General features: G+C 52.5%; 18 protein-coding genes. 9 read left to right on the top strand and 9 right to left on the bottom strand.

What is annotated here, in order from left to right:
* Positions 1-2 precede the first annotated feature (2 nt).
* The 3 genes from osmW (at position 3) to clcB (ending at position 3,223) form a co-directional block, all read left to right on the top strand.
* On the top strand, positions 3-650 hold the full coding sequence (gene osmW, locus ACLJRH_RS12985) for an osmoprotectant ABC transporter permease OsmW (RefSeq protein ID WP_000379674.1): 648 nt from the start codon (positions 3-5) through the stop codon (positions 648-650).
* Complete coding sequence (osmV, locus tag ACLJRH_RS12980; protein ID WP_000593092.1) at positions 650-1,798, top strand: osmoprotectant ABC transporter ATP-binding protein OsmV; 1,149 nt, start codon at positions 650-652, stop codon at positions 1,796-1,798. Before osmW ends, osmV begins: the two co-directional genes overlap by 1 nt.
* A 135-nt stretch (positions 1,799-1,933) precedes the next feature.
* The gene (clcB, locus tag ACLJRH_RS12975) at positions 1,934-3,223 is read left to right on the top strand and encodes a voltage-gated ClC-type chloride channel ClcB (RefSeq protein ID WP_000554918.1); all 1,290 of its coding nucleotides are present in this window, start codon (positions 1,934-1,936) and stop codon (positions 3,221-3,223) included.
* On the opposite strand, the gene bioD is transcribed toward clcB, so the two are convergent.
* The 3 genes from bioD to ACLJRH_RS12960 form a co-directional block, all read right to left on the bottom strand.
* Positions 3,179-3,874: a dethiobiotin synthase gene (gene bioD / locus ACLJRH_RS12970; RefSeq protein WP_000919206.1), complete on the bottom strand. Its 696-nt coding sequence runs from the start codon at positions 3,872-3,874 to the stop codon at positions 3,179-3,181. The genes clcB and bioD overlap by 45 nt on opposite strands.
* A 125-nt stretch (positions 3,875-3,999) precedes the next feature.
* Complete coding sequence (gene mlc, locus ACLJRH_RS12965) at positions 4,000-5,220, bottom strand: sugar metabolism global transcriptional regulator Mlc (RefSeq protein ID WP_000225087.1); 1,221 nt, start codon at positions 5,218-5,220, stop codon at positions 4,000-4,002.
* A 127-nt stretch (positions 5,221-5,347) separates the two neighbouring features.
* Positions 5,348-6,247: a LysR family transcriptional regulator gene (locus ACLJRH_RS12960; protein ID WP_001019577.1), complete on the bottom strand. Its 900-nt coding sequence runs from the start codon at positions 6,245-6,247 to the stop codon at positions 5,348-5,350.
* A 119-nt stretch (positions 6,248-6,366) separates the two neighbouring features.
* Here ACLJRH_RS12960 and ACLJRH_RS12955 point away from each other — a divergent pair, with 119 nt between their 5' ends.
* Entirely contained in the window at positions 6,367-7,620 is a 1,254-nt protein-coding gene (locus ACLJRH_RS12955; protein WP_000091792.1) for an MFS transporter, read from the top strand.
* Between the two features lie 66 nt (positions 7,621-7,686).
* Here the strand turns inward: ACLJRH_RS12955 and ACLJRH_RS12950 are convergent, their stop codons facing one another.
* Entirely contained in the window at positions 7,687-7,779 is a 93-nt protein-coding gene (locus ACLJRH_RS12950) for a KPN_01571 family protein (protein ID WP_001068154.1), read from the bottom strand.
* A gap of 235 nt (positions 7,780-8,014) precedes the next feature.
* On the opposite strand from ACLJRH_RS12950, the gene asr reads away from it, so the two are divergent.
* A complete protein-coding gene (asr, locus tag ACLJRH_RS12945; protein WP_000756316.1) occupies positions 8,015-8,263 on the top strand; it encodes an acid resistance repetitive basic protein Asr in 249 nt (82 codons plus the stop codon).
* Positions 8,264-8,531: 268 nt separating this feature from the next.
* The gene (locus ACLJRH_RS12940) at positions 8,532-9,353 is read left to right on the top strand and encodes a trypsin-like serine peptidase (RefSeq protein WP_000549649.1); all 822 of its coding nucleotides are present in this window, start codon (positions 8,532-8,534) and stop codon (positions 9,351-9,353) included.
* A gap of 39 nt (positions 9,354-9,392) precedes the next feature.
* On the opposite strand, the gene mdtI is transcribed toward ACLJRH_RS12940, so the two are convergent.
* Both mdtI and mdtJ read right to left on the bottom strand, forming a co-directional pair.
* Positions 9,393-9,722 (bottom strand): multidrug/spermidine efflux SMR transporter subunit MdtI, encoded by a 330-nt coding sequence (mdtI, locus tag ACLJRH_RS12935; RefSeq protein ID WP_001183821.1) that lies wholly within the window; start codon positions 9,720-9,722, stop codon positions 9,393-9,395.
* A complete protein-coding gene (mdtJ, locus tag ACLJRH_RS12930; protein WP_000500278.1) occupies positions 9,709-10,071 on the bottom strand; it encodes a multidrug/spermidine efflux SMR transporter subunit MdtJ in 363 nt (120 codons plus the stop codon). The genes mdtI and mdtJ overlap by 14 nt, the downstream gene beginning before the upstream one ends.
* A 417-nt stretch (positions 10,072-10,488) precedes the next feature.
* Between mdtJ and ACLJRH_RS12925 the strand changes: the two genes are divergently transcribed.
* Complete coding sequence (locus ACLJRH_RS12925; RefSeq protein WP_001118268.1) at positions 10,489-11,523, top strand: AI-2E family transporter; 1,035 nt, start codon at positions 10,489-10,491, stop codon at positions 11,521-11,523.
* Positions 11,524-11,697: 174 nt separating this feature from the next.
* Here the strand turns inward: ACLJRH_RS12925 and pntB are convergent, their stop codons facing one another.
* Together pntB and pntA are read right to left on the bottom strand one after the other, a co-directional pair.
* Positions 11,698-13,086: a Re/Si-specific NAD(P)(+) transhydrogenase subunit beta gene (gene pntB / locus ACLJRH_RS12920; protein ID WP_000014056.1), complete on the bottom strand. Its 1,389-nt coding sequence runs from the start codon at positions 13,084-13,086 to the stop codon at positions 11,698-11,700.
* A 10-nt stretch (positions 13,087-13,096) separates the two neighbouring features.
* Entirely contained in the window at positions 13,097-14,626 is a 1,530-nt protein-coding gene (pntA, locus tag ACLJRH_RS12915; RefSeq protein WP_001219360.1) for a Re/Si-specific NAD(P)(+) transhydrogenase subunit alpha, read from the bottom strand.
* Between the two features lie 526 nt (positions 14,627-15,152).
* Here pntA and ydgH point away from each other — a divergent pair.
* Entirely contained in the window at positions 15,153-16,097 is a 945-nt protein-coding gene (gene ydgH, locus ACLJRH_RS12910; protein ID WP_000769292.1) for a DUF1471 family protein YdgH, read from the top strand.
* 297 nt (positions 16,098-16,394) lie between these two features.
* Positions 16,395-17,777 (top strand): amino acid permease, encoded by a 1,383-nt coding sequence (locus ACLJRH_RS12905; protein ID WP_000412353.1) that lies wholly within the window; start codon positions 16,395-16,397, stop codon positions 17,775-17,777.
* Between the two features lie 61 nt (positions 17,778-17,838).
* Here the strand turns inward: ACLJRH_RS12905 and ACLJRH_RS12900 are convergent, their stop codons facing one another.
* Positions 17,839-18,174: a GlpM family protein gene (locus tag ACLJRH_RS12900; RefSeq protein ID WP_023137429.1), complete on the bottom strand. Its 336-nt coding sequence runs from the start codon at positions 18,172-18,174 to the stop codon at positions 17,839-17,841.
* Positions 18,175-18,249: the final 75 nt, after the last annotated feature.

Genomic DNA, 18,249 nt, shown 5'->3' with positions numbered 1-18,249 from the left:
CTATGGATACGATACATTATATGCTGGATAACGCAGGCTATCTCGCCAGCCTTACCTTTCAGCATCTCTGGCTGGTCGCGCTGGCCGTCGGTCTGGCGATTATCATCGGCGTACCGTTAGGCGTTTTGATTGTACGCCACAAATGGCTGGCAACGCCGATATTGGGCGCCGCCACGCTACTTCTTACCATTCCGTCTATCGCGCTGTTTGGGTTAATGATCCCGCTCTTTTCGCTGATCGGACATGGTATTGGCGTTCTGCCCGCCGTGACGGCTGTTTTTCTCTACTCTTTACTGCCGATTGTCCGTAATACCCATACTGCGCTTGATAGTTTGCCGCCCGGTCTGCGTGAAGCGGGACGCGGCATCGGTATGACTTTCTGGCAACGGCTGCGCTGGGTCGAAATCCCAATGGCCCTACCGGTTATTTTCGGGGGTATCCGCACCGCGGTAGTGATGAATATCGGCGTGATGGCGATTGCCGCGGTGATCGGCGCCGGCGGTCTGGGGCTGCTACTGTTAAACGGCATTAGCGGCAGCGATATTCGCATGTTAATTGCCGGCGCGCTGATGATCTGTCTACTGGCAATTGTACTTGACTGGCTGTTGCATCGTCTGCAAGTCGTACTGACACCTAAGGGGATACGATAATGATAAAACTGGAAAATCTCACCAAACAATTTGTACAGAAAAAGGGTCAGCCGCTAAAAGCCGTCGACAACGTCAACCTGAACGTGCCGGAAGGCGAAATGTGCGTCTTACTCGGTCCCTCCGGCTGCGGCAAAACCACCACGTTAAAGATGATCAACCGGCTGATCGCGCCCAGCAGCGGTAATATTCTTATCAACGGCGAGAATACCAACGATATGGATACGGTAACGCTACGCCGCAATATTGGGTATGTTATCCAACAAATCGGCCTGTTTCCTAATATGACGATTGAAGAAAATATTACCGTTGTGCCGCGCATGTTGGGTTGGGACAAAGCGCGCTGCAAGCAACGCGCCGAAGAGTTGATGGACATGGTGGCGCTGGATGCCAGAAAATTTCTGCATCGCTATCCAAAGGAGATGTCCGGGGGACAGCAACAGCGTATTGGCGTGATCCGCGCTCTGGCCGCCGATCCGCCGGTACTGCTGATGGATGAGCCCTTCGGCGCGGTGGACCCCATTAACCGCGAAGTGATCCAGAACCAGTTTCTGGATATGCAGCGTAAGCTAAAAAAGACCGTGATGCTGGTCAGCCATGATATCGACGAAGCGCTAAAACTCGGCGACCGTATCGCCGTGTTCCGTCAGGGGCGAATTGTACAGTGCGCCAGTCCTGATGAACTGCTGGCCAAACCGGCTAACGAGTTTGTCGGGTCGTTTGTCGGTCAGGACAGAACGTTAAAGCGTTTGCTACTGGTCTCCGCAGGCGATGTTACCGACCAACAGCCAACCATTACCGCGCGGCCTTCCACGCCGTTAAGCGAGGCGTTCGGCATTATGGATGATCACGATATTCGCGCCATTACCGTCATTGACAACGACGGTAAGCCACTGGGATTTGTGAAGCGCCGGGAGGCGCGGAACGCCAGCGGAATCTGCGCCGATATCACCCATCCTTTCCGTATTACGGGCAAAGCGGAAGATAATCTGCGTATTGTGCTGTCCAGATTGTACGAAAGTAATACCAGCTGGATGCCGATCGTTGATGAAGACGGACGCTATAACGGTGAAATCTCTCAGGATTACATCGCCGACTATCTCAGCTCAGGCCGCACGCGTCGGGCGCTAAATATTCACGAAAACAGCTAACGTTGCCGCCGGATGGCCTCTCGCTATCCGGCAGTATCATTATTGTACGCAATATTATATCGCACATAGTGCTTTTGCGTCTGACGCCATTTCCCCGCAGAATAGGCTATCCTGAAACTCCCTGTTTACCCGCTCATGCATCGTTTACACGCTTACCCGGATCTGCGCGCGATGTTTCGTCGCCTGCTGATCGCTACGCTCATCGGTATTCTCGCGGCGCTGGCTGTCGCCGCTTTCCGTCATGCGATGCAATTGCTGGAGTGGATTTTCCTGAGTAATGACACTGGCAGTCTGGTGAATGCGGCTGAGGGGCTTTCGCCCTGGCGACGGCTGATTACGCCAGCGCTTGGCGGCCTGGCCGCTGGTCTGTTGCTGTGGGGGTGGCAAAAAATGAACCAACAGCGCCCCCATGCGCCCACTGACTATATGGAAGCATTGCAAACCGACGGGCAATTTGACGTTGGCGCCAGTCTGGTGAAATCGCTGGCCTCGCTGCTGGTCGTGGTCAGCGGCAGCGCAATTGGTCGCGAAGGCGCAATGATCCTCCTCGCCTCGCTGGCGGCATCCAGCTTTGCCAGACGCTTCACGCCGCGTGAGGAATGGAAATTATGGATCGCCAGCGGCGCCGCTGCGGGCATGGCGGGCGCTTACCATGCGCCGCTGGCGGGCAGCCTGTTTATCGCGGAAATCCTGTTCGGTACCTTAATGCTGGCTTCCCTCGGCCCGGTTGTCGTTTCCGCCGTCGTCGCCCTGCTAACCACCCATGTATTAAACGGTAGCGATTCACTACTCTATACCGTACATCTGACCGTTGATCTCCACGCGCGGGAGTACGTCATGATAGTCAGTACCGGTCTGGTCGCCGGTCTGTGCGGCCCATTGCTGATGTGGCTGATGACGGCCAGCCATAATAGTTTCTTACGCTTAAAATTGTCCCCGCCCTGGCAACTGGCGCTGGGCGGGCTTATTGTCGGATTACTGTCGTTACTCACGCCCACGGTATGGGGAAACGGCTATAGCGTCGTACAATCATTTTTGCTCTCTCCGCCGCTATTCTCGCTGATTGGCGGAATTTTTGTGTGCAAAATCCTGGCGGTGCTCGCCAGCAGCGGGTCTGGCGCGCCGGGCGGCGTCTTTACGCCAACATTATTTGTCGGATTATCAATTGGAATGTTTCTGGGTCGGATATGGGGATTCTGGCTGCCAGGCTCGGATGAAATAGCAATTTTATTGGGGCTGGCGGGTATGGCGACGCTACTGGCGGCGACAACCCATGCGCCGATAATGTCCACCCTGATGATTTGTGAAATGACCGGCGAGTATCAGTTACTCCCCGGTCTGCTGATTGCCTGTGTAGTCGCGTCAGTGCTCTCGCGAACGTTACGCCATGATTCTATCTACCGCCAGCACGCTGCCGAGCATTGATAAACGAATATACTGCCCCAGCTCACGCTGCTCGGCGCGCGGCAGGTACGGTAACTCGCCAATCAGCGGCGCTGGCAGTTTTTTCCCAAGCACATCAATAATTTCAGCATAATGCGCCAGCCCAGGATTGATACGATTCGCCACCCAACCAATTAATGGCAGTCCATCGTTAGCGACAGCTTGCGCAGTCAGTAGCGCATGATTAATGCACCCCTCCTGAATCCCTACCACCATCAATACCGGTAACTGTTCCTGTACCACCCATTCGGACAATGGACGTAAATCATTCATCAAACTACGCCAGCCGCCAGTACCCTCCACAACCACGTGGTCCACTTTATCGCTCAGACTCGCCAGACCGTTGGACAGCAAGGTGTAATTTATAGGACAGCTATGCGCGACGCTGCTTTCTTCTTCGCTTAACGCGATCGGATTAATCGCCTCATACGGCAACTCCAGCGAAGAGACGCTTTGCAATACCAGCGCGTCTTTGTTGCGCATCCCTTCTGCAGTCTCTTTGCTCCCTTTAGCGACAGGTTTATACCCTGCGACGCTCTTACCACCCGACGCTAACGCTTGTAGTAATGCGCGGGAAACCACCGTCTTCCCAACAGAAGTGTCTGTACCTGTAATAAAGAAACGCTTCAGCATCACTAACTCCACCGTTATGCTTCGAAAATATAAGCCAGGAAAATAATACAGTGGAGAAAGTCTAAGATATGGCAAGGGCAATCAGCTTGAGTTAGCGCAAATTTTTGTACAACAGTTAAAAAATGTTAACCCTGTAATAGACGAATCAACAAAGAGCCGTTATACATCGCGTCTTTTACCAACGCCGCCCCGGCCATCGTGCCCTGGTTGGTAAACTGCGTGCTTTCCACTACCGTATTCCTACTGTAGGCGGGCAGCGCCTGCTGACGGATACTGTCAGCAATGGCCGGAAAAAGGATATCAGCCGCTTTACTTAGCGGCGAACCAATAAGAATTTTTTGCGGATTAAATAAATTCACCATGATAGCCAGAATGCGTCCGACATGCGCGCCAACGCCGCTAATAATATCTTTTGCTAATAGATCTCCCTGCATCGCCGCCTGACACAGTGAATCTACCGTTAACGGCTGGCCGTGCAACATTGAACTCATCGACTGATTAAGCCGAAGCTGCGTAAGTTCCAGCACGCTATCGACGCTGGCTATGGTCTCCAGACAGCCATGATTACCGCAATAACAGCGCTTACCATAAGGATCGACCTGGGTATGCCCAATCTCTACCAGACTGCTACTGCCCGCATGAAGCAAATGACCGTCGGTGATAACGCCCGCCCCCACATTATGATCAATCACCACCTGGATAACGTCGCGCGCGCCGCGTGAGGCGCCAAAAAGCGCCTCTGCCATCGTCCAGGCGCTAATATCATGCTGGATGTAAACCGGTACGCCGGTGTGCCGCTCCAGCGCATCTCCCAAAGGCATCTCTTTGACATCTTCGTAATACGGCATCCGGTGCACAACGCCGTTTTCGGTATCGATAATGCCCGGTAACGTAATGGCAATGGAGGTCAGACGCTCCAGTTTCTGCTGATGGCGGGTAAAAAACCGATCAACGTGCGTAATAATTCGCTCAAGCAACGGCGTGGCTTCGTTTAACGGCAGCGCCAGACACTCTTCTACCACCAGTTTGCTGCTAAGATCGCGCAGCGCAAGGAAAATTTCGCCACGGCTAATACGAATAGATAAATAGTGCCAGGCTTCTGTTTCCACCATCAGCCCGACGGCGGGACGTCCACGACTGCCCGCCTCTTTAATTTCAAGTTCCTGAACCAAATGCGCTTCCAGCATTTCGCGAACAATTTTCGTAATACTGGCAGGCGCCAACTGCGCCAGACGAGACAGGTCAATTCGCGATACCGGTCCGAGCTGATCAATCAGGCGATACACTGCGCCAGCATTGGTCTGCTTAATTTGATCGATATGCCCAGGCTGACTATCAGCAACCACCGCTCACTCCCTTTATTTTCGCGCTCCGAAATAATCTGTGTGCTATGGTGAAACACTTCAATACTCGCCGTCAACTTTTTGCTTAGCCGTGTGATTAACTGCACATTTTCACCCTTTTAAAGCGTAATTAATCCCGTCGGGCAGCCAGTAATAGCAGTTGGCAAAACCGCTGTACGGCATGACTCTGTTCATGATGCTTTGGCCATACCAGCCACATTTCAGATACGGCGTCCTCTTCCGCCAGGGGAACCCAGCGCATCTCGCTCATCTGTACACGCTTAAAGGATGCCGGCAGAATCGAGACACCCAGCCCCGCCGCCACCAGACCGATAATGGTCATTGCCTCGCCAACCTCCTGCGTGATGGTCGGCGACAGGTTATAGCGCCGCATCAGGCCGAGAATATCGTCGTAGAGGCCCGTCCCGACATGCGGATCGAAAAAGACGAAAGGTTCTTCCGCCAGTTCTGTCAGACTGACGACCGGCTTTTGCGCCAGCCGATGTTCGCGCGGGATCATGGCCATAAGCGGCTCATGCAAAATCACCTCGCGATTAAGTGTGTCGGGCAGCGGCGTATTCCGCAGCAAGCCAATATCCAGTACGCCTTCGTTGAGCGGCGCGATTTGCTCACGCGTATTCATTTCACGCGTTTGCATATGCACTCCCGGATAGGACTGGCGGAACAGCGAAAAGGTATGCGATACCGCCCGAATAAAAGGCGCTGAAGACGTAAAGCCAATACGGATTTCACCCGCTTCGCCCTGATGCAACCGCTCGGCGCGAGCGGCGGCGTCGTTTACCAGACTCAGGATGTGTCGGCTATCCACCAGAAACTGTCGCCCGGCGGCGGTTAACGCTACGCTGCGGTTGGTCCGCGCCAGTAATCGCGCGCCGACCTGCTGCTCCAGAATTTGTATCTGCTGACTCAGTGGCGGCTGCGAGATATTGAGGCGCGCGGCGGCGCGACCAAAATGCAGCTCTTCTGCTACCGCCACAAAGTAACGTAAATGACGTAATTCGATATTCATATGTTTAACGTCTTATTTGAGACAATTAATATATTAGACAGAATATTTTGCTTTTTCTATGCTTTACATGTCAGTTATACCCGTCTCCTGTTGACGGAGATGTAAAGCAAGGATTTAACGTGAGTCGTACAACTATTCTCGATGACGCCACGGCGAGCGATATCGATGAACAACGCCATTCTCAGCCGGTTCAATTTATAAAACGCGGTACAGCACCTTTCATGCGCGTCACGCTGGCCCTTTTTTCCGCGGGTCTGGCGACTTTCGCGCTCCTTTATTGCGTTCAGCCTATATTACCGGTACTTTCCCAGGAGTTTGGCGTCTCCCCCGCCAGCAGCAGCGTTTCACTTTCTATTTCTACCGCCATGCTGGCTATCGGCTTACTTTTTACTGGCCCGCTTTCTGATGCGATAGGCCGTAAACCGGTGATGGTCACCGCCTTGTTATTAGCCTCCTGCTGCACATTGTTATCAACCATGATGACCAGCTGGCATGGTATTCTGATTATGCGTGCGCTGATCGGTCTATCGTTAAGCGGCGTCGCCGCGGTGGGAATGACCTACCTGAGCGAAGAAATCCATCCCAGCTTTGTCGCTTTCTCCATGGGGCTCTATATTAGCGGTAATTCCATCGGCGGGATGAGCGGGCGTTTATTAAGCGGCGTCATGACCGACTTTTTTAACTGGCGCATCGCGCTGGCGGCCATCGGATGCTTTGCGCTGGCGTCCGCGCTGATGTTCTGGAAGATTTTACCCGCCTCACAACATTTCCGTCCCACGTCGCTACGGCCTAAAACGCTATTTATTAATTTCCGTCTCCACTGGCGCGATCGGGGGTTACCTCTGCTGTTTGCGGAAGGCTTTTTACTGATGGGCGCATTCGTCACCCTGTTTAACTACATTGGCTATCGCCTGATGCTCTCCCCCTGGGAATTAAGCCAGGCCGTGGTCGGACTGTTATCCGTAGCCTATCTCACCGGCACATGGAGCTCGCCGAAAGCTGGCGCAATGACCTCACGCTATGGCCGGGGGCCGGTGATGCTGTTCTCTATCGCAGTAATGCTGGGCGGGCTTTTACTGACACTTTTTACCTCGCTTTGGCTGATTTTTGCCGGAATGCTGCTTTTTTCCGCCGGCTTTTTCGCCGCGCACTCCGTGGCCAGTAGTTGGATTGGCCCGCGTGCGCGCCGGGCGAAGGGACAGGCCTCGTCACTTTATCTTTTCAGCTATTATCTGGGGTCCAGTATCGCCGGGACGCTAGGCGGCGTATTCTGGCATAGTTACGGCTGGAACGGCGTAGGCGGTTTTATCGCGCTAATGCTGGTGCTGGCCATCCTGGTCGGGACGCGGTTACATCATCGTCTTCACGCCTGAAAAGAAATAATCCGGCGATAGCAACGTGCGCTATCGCCGGGCTGGTTTCACGCCACGACTCACTGTTTACCACAGACCTGTCAAGCTTGATACGCCCATGACTTCTCTGATTGCATCCAGCGCCAGAAGCGTAAATACCACCCAGATTATCGGATTCATATACGGTGTACTTGTTATTCTGGAGAGCGAATATTACCGACTCTGCGACCAAAAATAACGGCCGGTAACGTAAAGCTACCTATTATGGTGGGGGCTGACATCGCGTTACCGGGGGATTGTACATAGCGTTACATGCCGAAACCAATCACTCACGGAAGCCTTTTGATAACAGCGATATAGTCATTTCACCGGCCCCGCAGTGGGGTTGAATGAAAACCAAATCGAGGGTATCAAAATGAAAAAAGTATTAGCTCTGGTTGTTGCCGCTGCAATGGGTCTCTCTTCCGCAGCATTCGCGGCTGAGACTGCAACGCCTGCGAAAACCGCAACGCCTGCCAAAACAACCCAGACCCCCCAGCACCACAAAAAACAGCATAAAAAAACCGTTGAGCAAAAAGCGCAGGCGGCTAAAAAACACCAGAAAAAAGGTGGTAAAGCGCCAGCCAAAACCACGTCAAAACCAACTACTCAACCGGCTGCGTAAGTCGTAACATGCTGCGGCGCGCCCCCGCGCCCGTTTTTACGGCGCTAAATTGTTCTGGTTTAGCGCCGCCTTCCGGGAGGGCAAAAAAGTGTCTCGCTACCGCTTTGAGCTCATTCTTATCGTGCTTATTTTATGCGCCGTTATTGCCACGCATTTCTATCTTTCCTGAGTGTAGTTATCTGATTTTACTCCCACTTTCTTACCGTCACGTCTATAGTAGTACTGAGGGTTTGTTGTTAATAATCATAATTACCCACCAGAGTGTGATATGCATAAAACCATTGCTGTATTACTGGGCATAGTGTGTTTTTTACCGGTTATGGCGAAAGCCAGGGGGGCTGAAACAGACGCCACGGATGCCAGCGACGTCAAAACGCTTTTTTTTAACCATGACGATCGGGTGCCCGTCGCCGATCCTACCCAATCGCCGTGGGATGCCATCGGGCAACTAGAGACCGCCAGCGGTAATTTGTGTACGGCAACGCTTATCTCCCCGCATATCGCCCTGACAGCAGGTCACTGCCTGCTAACGCCACCGAAAGGAAAACCAGACAAGGCGGTTGCGCTGCGTTTTGTGGCGCGAAAAGGTGTATGGCGCTATGAAATCCACGGCATTGAAGGCCGCGTTGAACCGTCGCTGGGCCGACGTCTGAAAGCGGATGGCGATGGCTGGATTGTGCCGCCTGCCGCGGCAAGCTGGGATTTTGGTCTGGTAATATTGCGCTACCCACCTTCCGGTATCACGCCAGTGCCTTTATTTACCGGCGATAAAGCGGCGCTCACTGCGGCGTTGAAAGCCGCAGACCGAAAAGTCACGCAGTCCGGTTATCCGGAAGATCATCTGAATGCGCTCTATTCCCATCAGGATTGCGTCGTGACCGGCTGGGCGCAGAATGCCGTACTCTCACACCAGTGCGACACCTTACCTGGCGACAGCGGCTCGCCGCTCTTATTGCACACGGATAGCGGATGGCAGCTTATTGGCGTACAAAGCTCCGCCCCTGCGGCTAAAGATCGCTGGCGCGCCGATAACCGCGCCATATCCGTCACCGGCTTTCGCGATAAGCTGAAAGCTCTGGCGCAGGATTAATGCGGGAATCGCTGCCTGAATCGACAGGCAGCGATCGTCTCAGGCAAATTTGATCATGACCATTCCGGCGAGCAGCAATATCACGCCAACCCAGCCTTTGGGGTTTAAGCGCTGACCGAAGAGCACCCAGCCCGCCGCCAACGTGGCGGCAATACCAAAACCGCCCCATAATGCATACGCCACCGACAGGTCTATCCCTTTAACCGCCTGGGAAAGCGCGCTGAAGGCGGCCAGAACAGCGGCAAGCGATAAGATGCCATAGCATTTACGGCGAAAGCCGTCCGAAAATTTCAACAGTACGTTAGCCGCGATTTCCAGCATTATTGCCAGCCCAAGCCAGGCGCCGTGTATCCATTCAAATTGTTGCACGAGTCGCCTCCTTCACTGGTTTGCCGGGTTTACGTGTCCCTGATTTGATCAATACTATGCCGGCGACCAGCGTCAGCAAGCCGGCAATCTTCATGGTTGATAATGCTTCATCAAATAGCAGCACGCTAAAAATGGTAATAAATAAAATGCCGATCCCTTCCCATAAGGCATACGCTACACCCAGGGCAATCTTTTTTACCGCAAAAGAAAGAAATATATATGACAGCGTGATCATCACCAGCATTAAAATAAAACCCGCATTGCCATTACCCACGCTAGCCCATTTCATTGAGAGCGTGCCGGTAATTTCAGTCGCGATAGCCAGAGCTAATAAAATCCAGTAAAACATGACACTTCTCCTGCATGAGAATATACTCTTTCGAGTCTGCTGCACGCAGCAAACTAAAAAATAAAATCAGTTAGCACAGCGCGTTGCGCCAGCTCAGGTAGAAGTGAGAGACTAAAGTGCGTTACGCCAGTGCTGCTCGCCAATAAGCAGGAAAAAGGAGGTAGAGTGAAGATGCGTTTGCGTGGAGAAAAAAGCGCTGAACATATTGTCCATAATATTACAATTATCCGCAGTGTTGCTTCTCGTCATCGCGGATGATAATTGTCCTCGGTAGTTGAACACGCCTGATTTGTATCATAAGCCAGGAATTAACTCAAAATATTTTCACTTCTTTACCTGAAGTGTTTGATTTTAACCAGAACAGGTCGACCGACATCACATTATTATTCGAGTCGGCATCAGAAAACAGGGACTGATATGGCAAAACCGATCATCACGCTCAATGGTCTAAAAATCGTCATTATGCTGGGAATGCTGGTGGTTATTCTGAGCGGTATCCGCTTCGCCGCAGATATCATTGTTCCCTTTATTTTGGCGTTATTTATTGCAGTCGTTCTCAATCCCGTTGTACAACGGATGACCCGATGCCGAATTCCGCGCGTTATCGCCGTATCATTGCTCATTGTGATTATTGTTATGTTAATGGTACTGCTACTGGCCTATTTGGGGACATCATTAAATGAACTGGCTCGTACCCTACCACAATATCGCTCCTCATTGGTGATACCGTTGCAACGTATTGAACCGTGGTTACAGCGAGCAGGCATTGGCGTGTCGGTTGATGAGCTGGCGAAATATATCGATCCAAACGCCGCCATGACTCTGGTAACGAACCTGCTCACCCAGCTGTCCAATGCCATGTCGTCCATCTTTTTATTGTTATTGACCGTGGTATTTATGCTGCTGGAGGTTCCACAATTGCCTGAAAAACTGCAGCAGATGATGAGCCGTCCGGTAGAGGGCATGGCGGCAATTCAACGCGCGCTTGATAGCGTTTCCCATTATCTGGTGCTAAAAACAGCGATCAGTATCGTGACGGGGCTGGTCGCATGGGGAATGCTGGCCGCGCTGGATGTCCGCTTCGCCTTTGTCTGGGGACTACTGGCCTTCGCGCTGAACTATATTCCTAATATTGGATCGGTGCTCGCTGCCCTGCCGCCCATTATTCAGGTGCTGGTATTTAACGGGTTTTATGATGCGCTGCTGGTGCTGGCAGGCTATCTGCTGATTAATCTGGTCTTCGGCAATATCCTTGAGCCACGAATTATGGGACGTGGTTTAGGCCTTTCAACCTTAGTGGTATTTTTGTCGTTAATTTTCTGGGGCTGGCTATTAGGTCCGGTGGGTATGTTGCTCTCCGTTCCGTTAACCATCATTGTCAAAATCGCCCTCGAACAGACCACCGGAGGGCAAAGTATCGCCGTTCTGCTTAGCGATTTAAACAAAAGATAAAATGCAATATATACACCAAATCATTCAAGATGCATCGCGGCGGCAAGGGAAGAAATCCCCGGGAACATAGATAACGATGTGACCGGAGTTTCTGAGCGCAGCCAACAAAGAGGCAGCTTAAAGGATGAAGTGTATAAAAACGGCCTCCGAAGAGGCCGCCGCACGTTTAAAAGATTAAAGCGCTTTCAGAATTGCATCCACGCTGGCTTTGGCATCGCCAAACAGCATTTGCGTATTCTCTTTAAAGAACAGCGGGTTCTGCACACCAGCATAACCAGTATTCATTGAACGCTTAAAGACCACGACATTCTGTGCTTTCCACACTTCGAGAACCGGCATACCGGCGATCGGGCTGCGGGGATCGTCTTGCGCCGCCGGGTTCACCGTATCGTTCGCGCCAATCACCAGCACGGTATCGGTATCGGCGAAATCATCATTGATTTCGTCCATTTCCAGCACGATGTCATAAGGCACTTTCGCCTCCGCCAACAGCACGTTCATATGCCCCGGCAAGCGCCCCGCCACCGGATGAATGCCGAAACGCACGTTGATACCGCGCGCACGCAGTTTTTCGGTGATTTCCGCCACCGGATACTGCGCCTGCGCCACCGCCATCCCGTACCCCGGCGTAATAATGACGGAGTGGGAGTTTTTCAGCATCTCAGCGGTCTCTTCCGCCGTGATTTCGCGATGTTCGCCAGCTTCCTGATCGTCGCCTGTTGAGGAGCCGTCAGTACCGAACCCACCGGCAATAACGCTGATGAAAGAGCGGTTCATCGCTTTACACATAATGTAAGACAGGATCGCGCCTGACGAACCGACCAGCGCGCCGGTCACAATCAGCAAATCGTTGCTCAACATGAAGCCAGCCGCCGCGGCAGCCCAACCGGAATAGGAGTTCAGCATTGAAACAACCACCGGCATGTCCGCCCCGCCGATAGAGGCGACCAGATGCCAACCAAACGCCAGCGCGATAATGGTCATCAGCAGCAGCGCCAGAACCTGTAGACCCACGCTTTCGGTACGAACAAAAACCAGCAGCAACAGGAAAGAAACAACCAGCGCCGCCAGGTTCATTTTGTGACGGTTAGGCAACATCAACGGCTTAGAAGAAATTTTGCCGCGCAGTTTACCAAACGCTACGATCGATCCAGTGAAAGTGACTGCGCCAATAAAGATACCGAGGAAGACTTCGGTCAAATGGATATTCACCAGCACCGGCGCCAGACTGGCGTCATGGTACAGATAGCTGTTAAAGCCAACCAGTACCGCCGCCAGGCCCACGAAACTGTGCAGAATCGCGACCAGCTCCGGCATCTCGGTCATCTCAACTTTTTTCGCCATGCGGATGCCAATCGCGCCGCCAATAATCATGGCGACCAGAATCCATGCCACGTTGCCGGTATCCGGCCCGAAAATGGTCGCCAGCAACGCGATCGCCATCCCGGCAATACCGAAGTTATTCCCCTGGCGGGACGTTTCATGCTTTGAAAGCCCGGCAAGACTGAAAATAAACAGGATCGCGGCAACAATGTATGCAGCTGTAACTAATCCTCCAGACATGTGTTACCCCTTAGTTTTTCCGGAACATTTTCAGCATACGCTGAGTCACGGTGAAGCCACCGAAAATATTAATGCTGGCGATAAGCACCGCGATAAAGCTCAGGAAGCTGACCCAGCCGCCCTGACCAATTTGCAATAATGCCCCGACAACAATAATCCCTGAAATTGCGTTGGTCACCGACATTAATGGCGTATGAAGCGCATGAGACACGTTCCACACCACGTAATAACCAACCACGCAGGCGAGCGCAAACACGGTAAAATGGCCGAGGAACTCTTTTGGCGCGACATCGGCCAGCCAGCCAAAAAGAATGATCGCCAGCGCCATTAACGCATACTTCCGCCAGGGTGAAGCGGGCTTTTCCGGCTCTTTTGGCGCAGGTGCTGCTTTAGGCGCGGCCTGTGGCTGCGCGGAAACCTGGATTGGCGGCGCAGGCCAGGTAATGTCGCCGTCGCGAATCACCGTCACGCCACGGATCACAACATCGTCAAAATCCACGTCAATATTGCCGTCTTTCTCTTTGCACAGCAGCTTCAGCAGGTTAACCAGGTTGGTGCCATAAAGCTGGGATGACTGCGTCGGCAAACGCCCCGGTAAATCGGTGTAGCCAATCACTTTCACGCCATTGTCCGTCGTCACAACCTGATTGGCGACGGTATATTCGCAGTTACCGCCATTCTGCGCGGCCAGGTCGACAATCACGCTGCCGGCTTTCATAGAATCGACCATATCGCGGGTAATCAGCTTCGGCGCTGGTTTGCCCGGAATCAACGCGGTGGTAACAATGATGTCGACCTCTTTGGCCTGGGCGGCAAAGAGCGCCATTTCCGCTTTGATAAACGCCTCGGACATCACTTTGGCGTAACCATCGCCGCTACCGGCTTCCTCTTTAAAATCCAGTTCGAGGAACTCAGCCCCCATACTCTGGACCTGCTCTTTGACTTCAGGACGAGTGTCAAACGCGCGGACAATCGCCCCCAGGCTGTTTGCCGCGCCGATAGCCGCAAGACCGGCTACGCCCGCGCCAATCACCATCACCTTCGCCGGAGGCACTTTCCCGGCGGCAGTGATTTGCCCGGTAAAGAAGCGTCCAAATTCATGCGCGGCCTCTACAATGGCGCGATAACCCGCGATATTCGCCATTGAGCTTAACGCGTCGAGCGACTGCGCGCGGGAAATACGCGGCACGGAGTCCATCGCCATCACCGTAACCTTACGTTCGGCAAGTTTCTCCATTAACCCAGGATTTTGCGCAGGCCAGATAAAACTGACCAGCGTAGTCCCGGGGTTCAGTAAAGCGATTTCCTCTTCTTCAGGCGCATTAACCTTGAGAATAATTTCCGACTGCCAGATAGCATTGCCGTCTACAATATCCGCGCCAGCCTGCGCAAACGCTTTGTCGTCAAAACTTGCCAGTTGACCCGCCCCGCTTTCGATAGCGACGCTAAACCCCAGCTTCAGTAGCTGCTCTACCGTTTTCGGCGTCGCAGCGACACGGGTTTCATTGGGTAACCGCTCTTTTGGTATGCCAATTCGCATAAATGTTCCCTTCCATCGGTATTTTTGATGATGGTTTGTCAGTAAGCGCGAGAAGCGTACGCCTGCCCGCGTTTGAGGTAAATGTTACCCCTGCAGAATAAAACCGTTACAAACTCTCTATAACCTACTGAAAATAACGCCTGTGATCTAGCGCCAAAAAACAGAATTTTTTATCAAATTTGCAAAACATGAACGATTCAGCCACTAAGCAGCCATAATGCCTTGAAAATGGCCTGCGAGGGCTGATAATTCGCTCAAATTTGACAGCAAAACATCATTAAACCCCTGGCGCGATCAAGAAATTAACATTAAATTAACTTATTAAATCCATGCGCTTCATTAGCTTAGCCGCCCGGACGCCGTTTTTTTCGACATATCGGTAAATGTTATCATCAAAGATAGGATACATGACACGATGCGTGAAAAATCCCGCAGACATCCATATGGTTTAAATGCAATAATCAGCCACGTTTCTAGTCAATAACAATACCAGTACCTGGTTTGCGCAAGGCGAAGGATTATTTTTATGAAGCTTAAGAACACTCTCCTGGCGTCGGCACTGCTTTCTGCGGCTGCTTTTTCTGTCCATGCAGCAACAGAACTGACGCCGGAGCAAGCGGCTGCACTAAAACCTTATGACCGCATCGTTATTACCGGTCGTTTTAATGCTATTGGCGATGCGGTCTCCGCCGTGTCCCGCCGCGCAGATAAAGAAGGCGCAGCCTCCTTCTATGTTGTCGACACCTCGGAGTTCGGCAACAGTGGTAACTGGCGTGTTGTGGCGGACGTGTATAAAGCCGACGCGCCGAAAGCCGACGCGCCCAAAAATCGTGTCATTAATGGCATCGTGGAATTACCGAAAGACCAGGCCGTACAATTAGAACCGTATGACACCGTCACCGTTCAGGGCTTCTACCGCAGCCAGCCGGAAGTTAACGATGCCATTACGAAAGCGGCGAAACAGAAAGACGCATACGCTTTCTATATTGTTCGTCAGGTGGATGCGAATCAGGGCGGAAACCAGCGCATCACTGCATTTATCTATAAACAAGATGCGAAAAAACGCATCGTCCAGAGCCCGGACGCTATTCCGGCAGACTCTGAAGCTGGCCGCGCCGCGCTGGCTCAGGGCGGCGAAGCTGCGAAGAAAGTCGAAATTCCAGGCGTCGCTACGTCAGCCTCGCCGAGCGCCGAAGTAGGCCGTTTCTTCGAAACGCAATCCACCAAAGGCGGGCGTTACACTGTCACACTTCCGGATGGCACAAAAGTTGAGGAGCTGAATAAAGCGACGGCTGCGATGATGGTGCCTTTCGACAGCGTTAAGTTCACCGGCAACTACGGCAATATGACAGAAATCTCCTACCAGGTCGCCAAACGCGCGGCGAAGAAAGGCGCTAAGTATTATCATATTACGCGTCAGTGGCAGGAGCGCGGCAATAACATCACCATCAGCGCCGACCTCTATAAATAAGGCGCGCGTCGCCATCAGGCTTCTCGCCGGATGGCGGCATACCTGCCTTATCAGGCCTACACGATCGTTCAACGGCAGGCCTGATAAGCCACCATCAGGCACTTTCTCGCGGGATGCCAGTTCCGTCAAATATCGCGATGAATCTCACTTTTCGCTTTTTTGGCGATAAATCTTATCCAGGCCGTTGCATGCGGTCCCTTCTCTCCGTAAAATCCCGCGCCTTAGTGGCTTTCACCATTTTTATGCGTTTTGCCATAATAATTATTCTTCCAATTTCATTTTTATAGCTGGATACCAATGGAAAAAAAACTGGGACTGAGCGCGCTGACCGCGCTGGTTTTAAGCTCAATGCTTGGCGCAGGTGTTTTCAGTCTGCCCCAGAATATGGCCGCCGTTGCCAGTCCGGCTGCGTTGTTAATTGGCTGGGCCATTACCGGCGTGGGGATACTCTTACTAGCATTCGCCATGTTAATCCTCACACGCATTCGCTCCGAGCTTGACGGCGGTATCTTTACTTACGCCCGCGAAGGCTTCGGCGAACTGATTGGCTTTTGTTCTGCCTGGGGCTATTGGCTGTGCGCGGTCATCGCCAACGTATCCTATTTGGTTATCGTCTTTTCAGCGCTGAGTTTCTTTACCGATACGCCTGCGCTGCGTCTGTTTGGCGACGGTAATACCTGGCAGGCTATTGTCGGCGCTTCAGTCCTGCTCTGGATTGTCCATTTCCTCATCCTGCGCGGCGTACAAACGGCAGCCAGCATCAATCTGGTCGCGACTCTGGCGAAACTGTTACCGCTCGGCGCGTTTATTGTGCTGGCTATCATGATGTTCAAACTGGATACCTTCACACTGGACTTCACCGGTGTTGAGCTCGGTATTCCCGTATGGGAACAGGTCAAGAACACCATGCTTATTACGCTGTGGGTGTTTATTGGCGTTGAAGGCGCCGTCGTCGTCTCGGCCCGAGCGAAAAATAAACGCGATGTAGGCCGCGCCACGCTACTGGCGGTACTCGCAGCGCTGGGAATATATCTCCTGGTCACGCTGCTTTCTCTTGGCGTTCTTGCGCGTCCGGAACTGGCGGAGATGCGTAACCCGTCGATGGCCGGACTGATGGTAAAAATGATGGGGCCGTGGGGAGAAATTATTATTGCGGCGGGACTGATTGTGTCTGTCTGCGGGGCTTATCTAAGCTGGACTATCATGGCGGCGGAGGTGCCGTTTCTGGCGGCAGCCTATAAATCCTTCCCGGGCATCTTCGCGCGACAAAATGCGCAAGGCGCGCCTTCTGCGTCGTTATGGCTCACCAATATCTGTGTGCAAATCTGTCTGGTACTGATCTGGCTTACCGGTTCAGACTACAACACGCTATTGACGATTGCGTCAGAAATGATTCTGGTGCCCTACTTTCTGGTCGGCGCATTTCTGCTGAAGATTGCAACGCGTCCCCTCCATCGGGCGGTCGGTATCGGAGCCTGTATTTATGGCTTATGGTTATTATATGCGTCGGGTCCCATGCACCTGCTGCTGTCCGTCGTACTGTACGCGCCTGGATTACTGGTTTTCCTGTATGCGCGTCGAACGCACAAGCATGACAACGTATTAAATCGTCAGGAAGTCGTGCTGATTGGTTTATTGCTGGTCGCGGCGGTTCCGGCTACGTGGATGCTGGTGGGTTAACAACCTCCCCATCGTAATATCCGTATGTATTACGATGGGGAAACCACGGTCTGTGCCAATATTAATGCCATTTAATCCAGCAAAAAATCAGCAGCCACGCGCTTAGCCCCCAGCAGACCACCGCACCGCCAAGCGCGACGTGCAGGCGCATCACACCACTGAAATACCATAGCGTTGCAAGATAAATGAAATAAGGAATGATCGACCACATGCTAAAGACGATGGTGGTACGCATCGCGTCGATGCCCCGCTCGCTGGCCACGATATAGTGCGCGATAAGCGCAAACGTTGGAAACAGAGGAATTAATCCGGCGATATAATAATTTTTCGTTTTTGACAGCAGACCAATCAATACGACGACCAGCGCCCCCAGGGCAGCTTTAATCACGAGTCCCATTACCTTGCCTTAACACGCTAATAACAACAGCGTGTAGCATAACGGAACCGCTCTCGTTTAGAAAAGATTTATGGA

This window comes from Salmonella sp. SAL04162 (genome assembly GCF_046551535.1).
Classification (GTDB): Bacteria; Pseudomonadota; Gammaproteobacteria; order Enterobacterales; family Enterobacteriaceae; genus Salmonella; species Salmonella enterica.
Note: the sequence above shows the minus strand (reverse complement) of the source record. Positions and strands in the feature narration are given on the sequence as shown.